Raw genomic sequence first — 12,307 nt, forward strand, 5'->3', positions numbered from 1 at the left:
TTACGAGCTGCTGGGCCAGCTGCGCGACGCCGCCACGAAGGCGGGCTACCAGATCGAGCAGCTGCGGTCGCTGGTGCAGGCTTAGGGGCTCGGACAATTGTGTGGCACTGCGTGGCGAAGCCATGCAGTGCAATACAACCTGTACATGATCAAGCGAAGAGCGTATCAGTCGGCGAAGACGCGGTAGTTAAGCATCGGGAACGGGTTGTCCCACTCCTCAACCGCGTCGAGAAAGGCGCAGTCTTCTTCCGACCAATCTGCAGCCTCGGCCAGCGCGCACAGCCGCTCGCAGCGCAGCAGGTGCTCGCGCGGGCGGCGGATCGCCTCGGCGTCAGGCCCGCGGCTCAGCAGCAGCGGCCAGTCGCTCGACTGCGCCAGCAGCAGCTCGCGCACCGCCTGCGACAGCGCGCGCTCGGTGTCGCCCTGGGCATTTGGAAAGCGCCGCACCAGCATCTCGAGCCGGTCTTCAACCTCGGCGATCGCCTGGCGCAGCGGGCGCGCGGCCGGCGCATCCCACGGCCGGTGGTAGTCGCCTGCGGCCCACGAGCCGTCGCGCAATGTCACGCTGAAGCGCGGGCGCAGGCTCTGCAGGTAGGCCAGAGGCGTGGTGAGCGCCAGCGATCGGCGCTCGGCGAACGCCTCGATCATCGCGCGCAGCCAGGTCGGGCCTTCGAACCAGCCGCGCCCGAGTACGTCGAGGTCGAGCGGAACCACCGCAATGCCCGGCCGGTCGTGGCGCTCGCGGAAGCGCTCGAGCTCGGCGGCCACAAAGCTACTGAAGTGCACCGCGTGCTCCTGAGCGCGCCGGAAGGCATCGTAGGGGTCGTACAGCGTCTCGGCCTCACCACTCAGGCCGCTGCGCCACAGCGCCAGCCCCGATCGCGCGTCGCGTCGCGGCGCGCGGTACAGCGGGTCGCTGGCGTAACCAAGCGTGGGCGCCATGATCTGGGCGGCGGCCTCGGGGTCGCGCACCAGCACGGCGAGCTGGCGCGCCGCCAGCCAGCGCGGGCGCAGGTGCGGCACGTCGGCGCGCGTCACGCTCGACGGATCGACGATCAGGTAGCGCATGCCGCTTGGCCGCACCAGCGGCTCGAGCGCGGGGCTGTAGCCGCACTCGGGCAGCCACAGGCCGTGCGGGCGCGCCCCCAGGCGCCGGGTGATCGCCAGCGCGCCCACGTCGATCTGGGCGCGCCGCGAGGCGGTGCGCTCGAGCAGCGGCAGGTAGGCGTGGGTCGCGGCGCTGCTGAGCGGCTCGGCCAGCCCATCGGCGCACAGATCGCGCAGCGCGGCGACGAGGTTGCGATTATAGCGCCCGGTGAAGCTTTCAAGAATGCCGCGCCCCCACTCGAGGTAGAAGCGCGCCAGGTAGGCGCGGTGCGGCTCGCCCTCGCGCTCCCAGCCAGTCACCGCCGCGTCGAGCTGCGCCAGCCGGCGCTCCATCCACACAAAGAAATGCTTCTGCACCACGTTGTCGGCCAGCTGCTCGATCAGCACCGGCGAGTACGCCAGGCCCACGTGCGGCCGCACCCCAAGCTCGCGCAGGTCGTAAAGCGCATTCAGCGTGGGCACCAGCGCGTCGGCGATCGTTTCGTGCAGCAAGTCTTCGCCGGCCGGCTCACGCCCGGCGGCGCGCAGGTACGGAACATGCCCGGTCAGGATGAGCGTCAGGTAGCCGTTCATTGAGTGAGCAACGCGCACCTTTCGGCCAAACGCCGTTCCGCGGCTAATCTAGTCTTCCACCGCCGACACGTCTTCGTCGCGCCGCTCGGCGCCCAGTGGCATACTCTCGCCGTGCCACTGCAGGCGGCTTACCGGCTGCTGTAGCGGCGAGACGATCTTCTGCAGTGTGCGCTCGCGCGACAGGATCTCGATCGTCGGGTCGCGCGACGAGTAGGCCAGCAGCGTCGCAGCCACCAGCACCACGTAGAAGCAGCCCACCACCACCAGCACAGCCCACCCCGGCACCGGCCCGACCGTGGCGTGGCATGCCAGGGTGTCGGCGCGGCAGGCCGGGCTGCTGGCCGAATGCTGCAGCAGCTTCAGCAGCCACGAGCCGAGCAGAAACAAATAGATCGCCATGTAGTGGTCGCGCAGGCGGCGCTGGAGCATCTTGCCGAGCGGCGCCTTGAAGTGTGGGTAGGCCAGGTCGCGCACCAGCAGCTCTTGCCAGGTGTCGTTGGCGGTAATGCTGTTATCTTGTAAAATGGGCGCCAGGTACTCGGTTTCGAGCAGGCGCAGCCAGCTGCTCCACAGGTCGTAGTAGCGCGTCCGCCGCGCCTCGACCACCAGGAACATAATCACGAACAGCATCACCAGCAGCAGCACCGCGTGCGAGTGCGTCTCGTCGCTCAGGGTAAAGCTCACGGACGTGCCGCATGTCACGATCGCCCAGTTGGTAGGGTTATCGATCCGCTGCCGCCACGTCGACGCGCGATCCATCAGGCCGCGGTAGATGTGGATTGTCGCGGCCACGGGCGGCGGCGCCGATTGCGAGCCCAGCACTGTTTTCATCGTCGCTCCGGCGCGAACATCGGCAACATGCAGCGCCATTATAGGCACGCCGCGCGCGCCGCGTCAAGCACCCGGCCCATGGCCAGAGGCGACGCAAGTACTATAGACGCGGGCGCCATATGCGGCTATGATCAGGTTCGGAACGCACGATTGGAGAGGAGACCCCGGGCATGAACACCACGCTGGCCCCGACGGAAACCCTGGCCGAGTCGCGGCGCCTGATCGCGACGCTCGAGCAGCTGCGCGGCGATTTGCCCTTCGCCGACGAGCTGCTGGCCGCGCACATCCCCCGGCAGCACGAGCTCGAACAAACCTACGCGCGCAGCGAGCAGGCGGTAGCCGCCTGGCGCGCCGCGCTGGCGCGCCGCTGGGAGTGCGAGGTGGCGGGCAGGCGGCTGTATAAGCGCACGCTGCGGCGGCTGATCGAGCAGCACGGCGGCGAGCATGCGCCTGCGGTTCAGCTGCTCTCGCGCGGCGGCGCCGAGGCCGATAGCACCCCCAGCGAGCTGCTGGCCGACCTGCGGCGCCTGCTTGCCGCCGCCAGCGTTGCGGGCGAGCGCCAGGACGAGATCGCCCACAGCTGTACGGCGCTCGAAGCCGCGATCGGCAATGCGGCCCGCTGCGAGACCGAGCGCCGCAACGCGGTGATCGACCACCGGCTGGCCAGCGAGGCGTACCGCCGCACCCGCGCCGAGACACAGCAGCGCCTGGGCGCGTACTATGGCGAGCGCATGCCCGAGCTGTTCGCTGAATAGCACGAGTTGCGCGGTGCAGATGCGCCAGCAAAACAGCGCGAACCGGTGGCACTGCCACCGGTTCGCGCAATTCTGTACGCACACGGCCGAGGCCAGCTAGCCGAAACGCCCGGTCACGTAGTCCTCAGTGCGCTTGTCGCGCGGCCGCGTGAAGATCTGGTTGGTCAGGCCGAACTCGATCAGCTGGCCGGCGCGCGTGGCCGGATCCATCAGCATAAACACGGTCTCGTCGGAGGCGCGGGCGGCCTGCTGCATGTTGTGCGTCACAATCACGATCGTGTACTCGCGGCGCAGGTCCATCATCAGCTCTTCGATCTTTAGCGTGGCGATCGGGTCAAGCGCCGAGCACGGCTCGTCCATCAGCAGCACCTCGGGGTTCGGCGCAATCGCGCGGGCGATGCACAGGCGCTGCTGCTGCCCGCCCGAGAGCCCCAGCGCCGAGCCGGCCAGCCGATCCTTCACCTCGTCCCACAGCGCGGCCTGGTGCAGCGCCTGCTCGACACGCTCGGCGATGCGCTGGCGGCTGCTCCAGCCGGCCACGCGCAGGCCATACGCGACATTGTCGAAGATCGACTTGGCGAAGGCGTTCGGGCGCTGGAAGACCATGCCGATCCGCCGCCGCAGCAGCACCGGGTCGGTCGTGGCGCTGTAGATGTTCTGGCCGTCGAGCAGCAGCTGCCCGTCGCCGCGCGCGCCGGGGGTGGCGTCGTGCATGCGGTTGATCGCGCGCAGAAACGTCGATTTGCCGCAGCCCGACGGCCCGATGATCGCCGTGATGCTGCGCTCGCGCATGCTCAGGCTCACGTCGCGCAGCGCCTGAAACGCGCCGTAGTAGAAGTGGAAGTTTCGGGCCTCCAGCTTCTGCTCGAGCTGATCGGCCGCGCCGCGCTCGCGATCGAGCGCGCCAACCGCAACTGTGCGCGGCAGCGTGCGCGCCGGCATATGCATTTCGCTCATATCCTGCTCTCTCCTAGCCTATTCGTCCGCTGATATACTCTTCGGTGCGCGGGTCGCGCGGGGCGGTGAAGATCCGGTTGGTCTCGCCCTCCTCCACCAGCACGCCGATTGGCCGCGCCTGCGTGCGATCGACCATGAACACCATGGTGCGGTCGGCGACGCGGGCGGCCTGCTGCATATTGTGGGTCACAATGACGATCGTGAAGTTCTGCTTCAGCTCGATCAGCAGCTCCTCAATTTTATAGGTCGATATTGGGTCAAGCGCCGAGCAGGGCTCGTCGAGCAGCAGCACCTCGGGCTGCAGCGCGATCGCGCGGGCGATGCACAGGCGCTGCTGCTGCCCGCCCGAGAGCGCCAGGCCCGAGTGGCCGAGCTTGTCTTTCACCTCGTCCCACAGCGCCGCGGCCTTCAGGCTGGCCTCGACGCGCTCGGCGACGACGTTGCGCGGCAGCCCCTCTAGCCGCATGCCAATCGCGACATTCTCGAAGATCGAGAGCATCCGCAGCGGGTTGGGCTGCTGAAAGACCATCCCGATCCGCCGTCGCACCGATTGAGCCTCGACGCCGGGCGCGTAGATATCCTGGCTGCCCAGCAGCACCTGGCCTTCGACGCGCGCGTAGGCCAGGGTTTCGTGCATGCGGTTGATGCAGCGCAGCACCGTCGATTTGCCGCAGCCCGACGGCCCGATGATCGCAGTGATCGCGCGCGCCGCGATGCTCGCATCGACTGGCTGCACCGCCTGTACGGGGCCGTAGAATGGCGTCAGGCGCTGAAGAGTGACGTGTTGTGTATTCATAGTATTTGTGTTGTAGTAGCTAGCACGTGGCTATTTCATGCGCCGGCGGGTGGCCCAGCGAACGGTAATATTGACGGTCAGCACCAGCAGCGTCAGCACCAGCGCGGTGCCCCAGGCCAGGGTATTCTGCGCTGGAAACGGCGTATCGGTGTACTTGTAGGTCAGCAGCGGCAGCGCTGCCATTGGCTCGAGCAGCTTGAAGCTCACGTTATTGTTGCCCAGCACCGTCAGCAGCAGCGGGGCAGTTTCGCCGGTGGCGCGTGCGAATGCCAGCAGCACGCCGGTGACGATCCCGCTCAGCGCGGTGGGCAGGATCACCGTCAGCGTTAGCCACCACTTTGGCGCGCCCAACGCCACCGCCGCCTCGCGCATGGTGCTCGGCACGAGCTTCAAAATCTCCTCGGTGGTGCGCGTGATCACCGGGATCATGAGCACGGCCAGTGCGACGCTGCCGGCCAGCGCCGAGAACTGGTGCGTGCGCTGGACGATCAGCACATACGCCACCACGCCGATCACGATCGAGGGCGCCGCGCTCAGCACATCGGTGCAGAAGCGCACCACGGTGGCGATGCTGTTGCTGGGGTACTCCGAAAGAAACACCGCCGCTAGGATGCCGATCGGCAGCGCCATCAGCAGCGCGATGCCCACGATCATGAGCGAGCCAATGATGCCGTGCAGCACGCCGCCGGCGTTGCCGACCGCGCCATTCAGCTCAACCACCGGCGGCTCGTAGGCCTGGGTGAAGAAGGCCAGGTTGAGCGCGCTGGCGCCGCGCACCAGCACATAGCCGAGGATCAGAAACAGCGGCACCAGCGCGAGCAGCGTCGCGCCGATGGTCAGGCCGCGCATGAGCTGGTCGGCCAGCTTGCGCCGGCGATAGTTAGGCGCTTGGGTGATCATGCGCGCGCGCTCCCGACTGGCCCGCGCGCGGCGCGCCATACCATCAGGCGTGCCAGCGCGTTGACCAATAATGTGATGCCGAACAGCACCAGGGCGATCAGGATCAGGGTCGATTCGTGCATGCTATCGTTGGCGTTCGGCAGCTCGCTGGCCACCAGCGAAGCAGCTGTGATGCCACCACCAAACAGCGATGGGCTGATCTTATCTTTCACGCTGCCGATCACCATCAGCGCCGCCATGGTCTCGCCAAGCGCGCGGCCCAGGCCCAGCATCAGCCCGCCGATGATGCCCGCGCGCGCGTATGGCAGCACCGCCCTGCGGATCATCTCCCAGCGAGTGGCGCCGACCGCCAGCATGGCCTCGCGCTGGTGGTTCGGCACCACCGCCAGCACGTCGCGCGTGATCGCGGCGATCGTCGGCAGGATCATGATCGCCAGGATAATCCCGGCCACCAGGAGCCCGCGCCCGGCGGCTACCGGCCCGCTCAGCAGCGGGAAGCTCTTGCCCACGCCCTTGGCGATCGGCGCGGCTACCCAGCTGCGGAAGAACGGCACGAACACGAATACGCCCCACATGCCGTAGATCACGCTGGGGATGGCCGCCAGCAGCTCTACCAGGAACGAAAGCGGGTTCCTCAGGCGCTGCGGGCACAGCTCCGATAAGAAAATGCCGATCAGGATGCCAAGCGGCCCGGCCAGCAGCAGCGCGATGCCCGACGACATCAGTGTGCCGTAGATCGCCGGCAGCGCGCCAAAGTTCTGCGCGTTCGGATCCCAGCCGGTTTGCAGCAAGAAGCTCAGGCCGAAGCGGCCGCGCGCTTCGCTTGAGCCCATCCAGGTTACATATCCCACCGCCGCCACCAGCGCGATCACCAGCAGGGCGAAGAAAAGCGTCAGCAGCCAGAAGATCACGTCGCCGTGCTTGGTGCGCTGCTGAAAAGCTTGCCAGGTGCTCAGGCGTTCAACTTGTGCCATACCAACCCTCTATATGATGACGTTCGATTGCCAGCAAGATCAACAATGGCTCATTTTTCATTAGACTTAGGAGTTACGTAGTTGGTGTGCTTAGCCTTCGGCAGAGCGGTATTTTCCTTTTGGACGTGTGAGGTTTTTCCGCGCTCCGTGCGGAAAAACCGCACACCATGATCAAAAAGTACCTTGCTGCCGCAGGCACCATGCACGGCTTCGGGAAGCCGAACAGCGCAACTGCGTAAGTTCTTAGACTTGAGACCGCACGTGCGTCGTTCCTCAGACGAAATGCGCGCCGCGTAAAGCCGAAATGCGCCCGCGGCAGCGTGGTACTCGGTCGCCGGGTGCGCTCAGCGTTTGCGCGTGGAGTGAGCGAACGCTGAGCGCATGCCGATGGGAAAGTACCGCTCCGCCGTAGGCAGCAGATCCAGCAGCCGTGCTGGCTGCGCTACTTGGGCATGGTGAAGGCCGGCTTGCCGTTTACGCTGATCTGGCCTAGCTTGGCGATTGCCTTCTCGCGGATCTCGTCGGGCAGCGGCGCGTAGTTCAGCGCCTTGGCCGATTCACTGCCCGAGGTCAGCGCCCAGTACAGGAAATCGGTCAGCGCCTGGGCCTTGGCCTCGTCCTTCTGCTCCTTGGCAACCAGCACCCAGGTGTAGCCGGCGATCGGGTAGGCGTTCTCGCCCTCGGGCGGGTTGACGATGTTCACGCGCAGGTCGTCGGGCGTTTTGGCCAGGAAGCCCTGCGCAGCGGCGCTCACGCTCTCGAGTGTTGGGGCCACGTACTTGCCGGCCGCATTCTTGATCGCCGGCTCGGGCAGGTTGTTCGCGGCGGCGTAGATCAGCTCCACATAGCCGATCGCGCCTTCGGTCTGCTGCACAATCGCGGCCACGCCGGGGTTTTTCTCGCCGCCCTGGCCCACTGGCCACTGCACGGTGTCGCCCGCGCCGACCTTCGACTTCCACTCCGGGCTGACGCTGCTCAGGTAGTTGGTGAAGATGCTGGTGGTACCCGAGCCGTCGGAGCGGTGCGCCACGACGATCTCGGTGTCGGGGAGCGTCACGCCGGGGTTGTCGGCGGCGATCTTCGGGTCGTTCCAGCTGGTGATCGTGCCCAGGAAGATCCCGGCCAGCGTCTCGCCCGAGAACTGGAGCTTGCTGACGCCAGGCAGATTGTAGGTGGCCACCACCGCGCCCAGCACGGTCGGAATGTGCAGCACGTCGGTTTTCAGCGTGCCGGTGGTCGGGTCGGTCGCGGCCTTCAGCTCGTTGTTGCTGGCGAATTTGTCGCTACCGCCAAAATCGGTGACGCCGCCGAAGAAATCTTTGCGGCCCTGGCCCGAGCCAACGCTCTGGTAGTTGATCTCGACATTTGATGCAACCGCTTTGTAGTCTTTGATCCACTTCTGGTAGATTGGGTCGGGGAAGCTGGCGCCCGATCCGGTCAGCTTCGCTGTCACATCGCGCGCCTTGAAGCTGCCGGTCGCGGCGCTGCCGGCAGTAGGCGCGGCGGCGGCAGCGGTGGGCGCGGCGGCGGCAGCGGTGGGCGCGGCGGCGGCCGCAGTGGGCGCAGCAGCCGGGGCGTTGGTTGGCGTATCTGCGGTGCCCGAGCCGCCACATGCGGCCAACACGGGTACAATCAGCACCAGCATAAGCACCAGGGCCAGCCAGCGTTTGGGAGTGGTGATCACGAGACTCCTCCATTTACTACGATTGAGTGCGTACCATACGGGTGCGCACAGGCATCCACGTTGTGGGTCACCCGCCGAAACAGCTCATCGGCGATGGTGCTATCATAGAGAAGCTCTGTTAAATCACTCACAAGCATTTGTTAAGTGCTCATTAAGCGTAGGAGGTGCTTTGGGCGCGTGCCCGAGGGGCGCAGTACGACCGGGCGACGCACTGCGTAGCGGCAAATCGCGCGGCCACGGCCAGCGCCGCCGCGCGCTTGCTTGCGCAAACGTCGTATAATTTCCTTAGCCGGCCTGCGCGGAAGCGCCGCCTGCTGATATTCTTGGGATGTACGCAGTGGTGGTGTTCGGCTCTCTCAATGCTGTACTTTTGTGCGCGGCAGCATGGAACTCAGCTCTGTGTGCGGCTGTTCCTGCGCTTCGCGTCGAACAGCGCTCAATCGCTCGGTGCTGCGCCATAGGTGCGGGGTTTGCGTCCAAGCGCAAGCAGCTCGAGGTGCGCCAGGTGCAGATCGGGCCGGCGCAGCAGGTATCCCGGCGAATCTGGCTGGATCAGCCAATCGAGCTCTGCGCGCGCGTTGGGGGCCAGGCGCGGCCACGCGCGCTCGCGCAGATCGGCCAGGTAACCGCGCAGAAACAGCAGCTCGTCGGCGCTCAGCGGCGCGTGGCGATCGACCGAGTAGCTGCGTAGCTCGCATGCTTCCAGGCCGTGCTGCTGAAACACGCCGCGTAAGTTGCGCCCGACATAGAATTTCGCAAGCTCGGCGCCGGGGTGGCGATCGGCTAGCGCTTCGAGCTGGGCCTGGCGTACCGCCAGCTCGAGCCAGGCTGGCCAGGGCAGGATGATCTGGTGCAGCGTGTCGTTTTCGAGCACGGCCACCGTGCCGCCTGGGCGGGTTACGCGGATCATCTCGCGTAGCGCGGTGTTGGGGTCGGGCAGGCTGTAGAAGCTCTGCGCGCACCAGGCTAGGTCGAATGTATTGTCGGCGAACGGCAGCGCCGCCGCGTCGCAGGCTTGAAATGCAACACTCGCGGCGCGAGGCCGGGCAGCAAGGCGCTGGCGCGCCAGTTCAATGTATGCTCGCGAGGCGTCGGCGCCGATCACCTGGCCGGCGCGCTCGGCCAGCCAGCCGGCGTAGCAGCCGTCGCCCGAGGCCAGGTCGAGCACCCGCGCGCTCGGCGTCAGCGGTAGCGTGGCGACGATCGCGCGCAGCTCGTCCTGGCGCGAGCAATGGTAGGCATGGAGCATCCGCCAGTAGTCTGGCAGCTGGTCGGCCTCGGCAGGGCGCGTCTTGCTGGCATAGAGTGCGGTCATGATTCAGGGTATAGCAAATCGTGTGCCTGCTACACTAGCGGCGGTGGCCAGGCCAATGCAATGGCTTAAGGAGTTGGTATGGACGAGATCGCCAGCCTTCACCAGCAGCTTACACAGCTCGAGACGCTGCTCAACCTGATCGATGCGATGCGCCCAGATCTGCCGGCGCTTGATCTGTATGGCCTGGCGCTGCAGGCATTTTGCGATCTGGGCGATTATGCCGGCGGCAGCCTATGGCAGTATGGCGCGGCAACCTACCATAGCGGCGCTTGGCAGGGCCTCGACCGGCAGCGTGTCGGCCAGATGCCCGGTGCGGCGATCGACGAGGCGAGCTTTCAAAGCTTGCTGGCCGAATGTGAAGCTCAGGGTGGGGTGTACTGGATGGGCTGGCCGATGTCGGCCACGGTGCCGGCGCCATTGCGCAGCCTTGCGGCAGCTGGCCATACGGCGATTGTTCCGCTAGCGTTTACCGAGCGCGTCGGCTTTGTCGCGCTTGAGGCGCCTCGGCCCGCGCCGACGGCCGCGGGCGTCGAGCTGCTCACGCGGCTGGGCGACCGCGTCGCGGTCGCGCTCGATACTGCGCGGGTTTTCCAGGTGCGCCAGCAGACGATCGAAGACCTGCAGCGGCTGATGGCCGAGCAGCAGGTGCTGCAAGCCACGGTGATGGAGCTTTCGGCGCCGCTGCTGCCGCTGCTGCCGGGGGTGCTGGTGCTGCCGCTGATTGGCTCGATCGATAGTATTCGCGCCGAGCGCATCCTCGCCGCCGAGCTTGATGCGATCATCCGCGAGCGCACCGAGGTAGTGCTTGTCGACATAACAGGCACTGCGGTTGTCGATACGAATGTGGCGATGCAGCTGATCCGCTCGGCCGACGCGGCCCGGCTGCTGGGCTGCCAGACGATCCTGGTGGGCGTGCGGCCCGAAATAGCCCAGACGCTGGTGGGCCTGGGCGTTGATCTGCGCGGCGTCACCACCCATTCGACGCTGGCCGAAGGGCTGCAGCGCGCGCTGCGCCTGGTGCGCCGCCAGATCGTCGCGCTGCCCGGCTCGCCTTGACCTGGTGTGAGGCTAAATTCAGCTGAACATTTGCTGTATGGTGGGGGTTCGGGGGTGGCATTGCCGCCCCCGAAATTTCTTTTGGGTATGTCCCGCCCGGCGAAGCCGGGCGGGACATACCCAAAAGAAATAGATCAAGCTAAACCGAGGGGAGAGCTACTCCTGGATCACCAGCGCGGTGACCATGCCGAACATACCGTTGTCGCCCTCGGCGTGCGAGAGGATATGGCAGTGGAAGGCCCACGCGCCTGGCTCGGTACAGTCGACGATCACGTCCCAGCGCTCGCCCGGCGCCACGTTCAGCGTATCGCACATATATGGCTGCGGTAGCGGCCAGCCGTCCTTCGCCACTACCAGCTGCGGCAGGCCGTGCAGGTGCATCGGGTGGATCAGCTGGCCCTCGTTCATGTAGCGAATGCGCAGCTTCTGGCCCTTCTTCGCCACCACCGGCTCGGTGGCCGGGAAGCCCTTGCCGTTGATTGTGAAGCCACCCACCTGATCGTTCAGGATCATCAGGTGCTCGACGTCATAGGCAAAGTCCTTGCTCTTGTCCTTCGGGTCGACGATGAACGCGCCGAGCTGGCCCTTGCCGACCTGCTTGGTGGCATTGTGGTGCGAGTGGTACATGTGCGAGCCCGAGTTCCGTATGGTGAACTCGTAGGTGAAGCTCGCGCCGGGCTTGATCGGCGGCTGGGTGATGAACGGCACGCCGTCCATGTTGTTCGGCACGAGCACGCCATGGAAGTGGATCGCGGTGCTCTCGGGTAGCTGGTTCTTAAGCACCACGCGCACCTTGTCGCCCTCGGTGACGCGGATCACTGGGCCGGGCAGCTGCTCGTTGTACACCCAGGCCTCGACCTTCTGGTCTTTGGCATATTCCCACTGGATGACGCTGCTGGTCAGCTCGAACACTTTGACATCGCCGTCCATCTTGGGCTCGAGCGGCTGGTTGCCTTTGGTTGTCGTCTCTTTGCCGGCCAGGAACGCCTTGATGCCGGCCTCGTGGTGCGCATCCATCTCGTCGGCGGTCATACCGCCACCGGCCTGCCCTTGCGGCGCAGTGGTCATATTATGGTCGGCGGGCATGGCCGTGGGGCTTTGCGCGGTGGCCGGTGCGTTGCCACAGGCGGCTAGCACTGTGCCAACCACCGGTATCCCAACACCCAACGATGCGCCTTTGAGGAAATTGCGGCGAGAGATTAGGTCGGAGGCAAGTTGCTTAGCCATAGTGGTATCTGTTCCTTTCGAGTGGGCTGCTGGCCCTGAATCGTACTTGTGACTATGGCATGATACGCAGGGGCGGTTAGTTTGTGAGGAAAGGAACGATAACTAAATATTAGGATTTCTCAACCGTGCCGC

The 12,307-nt window shown here is 66.0% G+C and carries 11 protein-coding genes; 2 read left to right on the forward strand and 9 right to left on the reverse strand.

The window, feature by feature from the left end; translation table 11 throughout:
* Positions 1–165: 165 nt before the first annotated feature.
* Positions 166–1,680: a 1,4-alpha-glucan branching protein domain-containing protein gene (locus tag U0177_RS13265; RefSeq protein ID WP_409571114.1), complete on the reverse strand. Its 1,515-nt coding sequence runs from the start codon at positions 1,678–1,680 to the stop codon at positions 166–168.
* 48 nt (positions 1,681–1,728) lie between these two features.
* Positions 1,729–2,511: a DUF2270 domain-containing protein gene (locus U0177_RS13270; RefSeq protein WP_409571115.1), complete on the reverse strand. Its 783-nt coding sequence runs from the start codon at positions 2,509–2,511 to the stop codon at positions 1,729–1,731.
* Positions 2,512–2,681: 170 nt separating this feature from the next.
* On the opposite strand from U0177_RS13270, the gene U0177_RS13275 reads away from it, so the two are divergent.
* Positions 2,682–3,266: a hypothetical protein gene (locus tag U0177_RS13275; protein WP_409571116.1), complete on the forward strand. Its 585-nt coding sequence runs from the start codon at positions 2,682–2,684 to the stop codon at positions 3,264–3,266.
* Between the two features lie 96 nt (positions 3,267–3,362).
* Here U0177_RS13275 and pstB (U0177_RS13280) read toward each other — a convergent pair whose 3' ends face one another.
* The 6 genes from pstB (U0177_RS13280) to U0177_RS13305 all read right to left on the reverse strand — a co-directional run bounded on the left by pstB (U0177_RS13280) (position 3,363) and on the right by U0177_RS13305 (position 9,892).
* The gene (pstB, locus tag U0177_RS13280; RefSeq protein WP_409571117.1) at positions 3,363–4,223 is read right to left on the reverse strand and encodes a phosphate ABC transporter ATP-binding protein PstB; all 861 of its coding nucleotides are present in this window, start codon (positions 4,221–4,223) and stop codon (positions 3,363–3,365) included.
* A gap of 13 nt (positions 4,224–4,236) precedes the next feature.
* Positions 4,237–5,019, reverse strand: a complete 783-nt coding sequence (gene pstB, locus U0177_RS13285; protein ID WP_409571118.1) for a phosphate ABC transporter ATP-binding protein PstB — start codon at positions 5,017–5,019, stop codon at positions 4,237–4,239.
* A 30-nt stretch (positions 5,020–5,049) separates the two neighbouring features.
* Complete coding sequence (gene pstA, locus U0177_RS13290) at positions 5,050–5,919, reverse strand: phosphate ABC transporter permease PstA (RefSeq protein ID WP_409571119.1); 870 nt, start codon at positions 5,917–5,919, stop codon at positions 5,050–5,052.
* Entirely contained in the window at positions 5,916–6,893 is a 978-nt protein-coding gene (gene pstC, locus U0177_RS13295; protein ID WP_409571120.1) for a phosphate ABC transporter permease subunit PstC, read from the reverse strand. The genes pstA and pstC overlap by 4 nt, the downstream gene beginning before the upstream one ends.
* Positions 6,894–7,335: 442 nt before the next feature.
* A complete protein-coding gene (gene pstS / locus U0177_RS13300; RefSeq protein WP_409571121.1) occupies positions 7,336–8,577 on the reverse strand; it encodes a phosphate ABC transporter substrate-binding protein PstS in 1,242 nt (413 codons plus the stop codon).
* A 436-nt stretch (positions 8,578–9,013) separates the two neighbouring features.
* Positions 9,014–9,892 carry a class I SAM-dependent methyltransferase gene (locus U0177_RS13305; protein WP_409571122.1) on the reverse strand — a complete coding sequence of 293 codons (879 nt, stop codon included), beginning with the start codon at positions 9,890–9,892 and terminating at the stop codon, positions 9,014–9,016.
* Between the two features lie 78 nt (positions 9,893–9,970).
* Between U0177_RS13305 and U0177_RS13310 the strand changes: the two genes are divergently transcribed.
* Positions 9,971–10,948 carry an STAS domain-containing protein gene (locus tag U0177_RS13310; RefSeq protein WP_409571123.1) on the forward strand — a complete coding sequence of 326 codons (978 nt, stop codon included), beginning with the start codon at positions 9,971–9,973 and terminating at the stop codon, positions 10,946–10,948.
* Positions 10,949–11,104: 156 nt separating this feature from the next.
* Here the strand turns inward: U0177_RS13310 and U0177_RS13315 are convergent, their stop codons facing one another.
* A complete protein-coding gene (locus tag U0177_RS13315; protein ID WP_409571124.1) occupies positions 11,105–12,175 on the reverse strand; it encodes a multicopper oxidase domain-containing protein in 1,071 nt (356 codons plus the stop codon).
* Positions 12,176–12,307 lie beyond the last annotated feature (132 nt).

Origin of the sequence: Kouleothrix sp. (assembly GCF_046328425.1) — a bacterium.
Lineage (GTDB): Bacteria > Chloroflexota > Chloroflexia > Chloroflexales > Roseiflexaceae > Kouleothrix.

Bases quoted from the DNA above. Each gene is read 5' to 3' on its own strand.
- U0177_RS13310 (WP_409571123.1), top strand. From the start codon at position 9,971: ATGGACGAGATCGCCAGCCTTCACCAGCAGCTTACACAGCTCGAGACG.
- U0177_RS13265 (WP_409571114.1), bottom strand. From the start codon at position 1,680: ATGAACGGCTACCTGACGCTCATCCTGACCGGGCATGTTCCGTACCTG.
- pstB (WP_409571118.1), bottom strand. From the start codon at position 5,019: ATGAATACACAACACGTCACTCTTCAGCGCCTGACGCCATTCTACGGC.
- U0177_RS13270 (WP_409571115.1), bottom strand. From the start codon at position 2,511: ATGAAAACAGTGCTGGGCTCGCAATCGGCGCCGCCGCCCGTGGCCGCG.
- U0177_RS13305 (WP_409571122.1), bottom strand. From the start codon at position 9,892: ATGACCGCACTCTATGCCAGCAAGACGCGCCCTGCCGAGGCCGACCAG.
- pstA (WP_409571119.1), bottom strand. From the start codon at position 5,919: ATGATCACCCAAGCGCCTAACTATCGCCGGCGCAAGCTGGCCGACCAG.
- U0177_RS13275 (WP_409571116.1), top strand. From the start codon at position 2,682: ATGAACACCACGCTGGCCCCGACGGAAACCCTGGCCGAGTCGCGGCGC.
- pstC (WP_409571120.1), bottom strand. From the start codon at position 6,893: ATGGCACAAGTTGAACGCCTGAGCACCTGGCAAGCTTTTCAGCAGCGC.
- pstB (WP_409571117.1), bottom strand. From the start codon at position 4,223: ATGAGCGAAATGCATATGCCGGCGCGCACGCTGCCGCGCACAGTTGCG.
- U0177_RS13315 (WP_409571124.1), bottom strand. From the start codon at position 12,175: ATGGCTAAGCAACTTGCCTCCGACCTAATCTCTCGCCGCAATTTCCTC.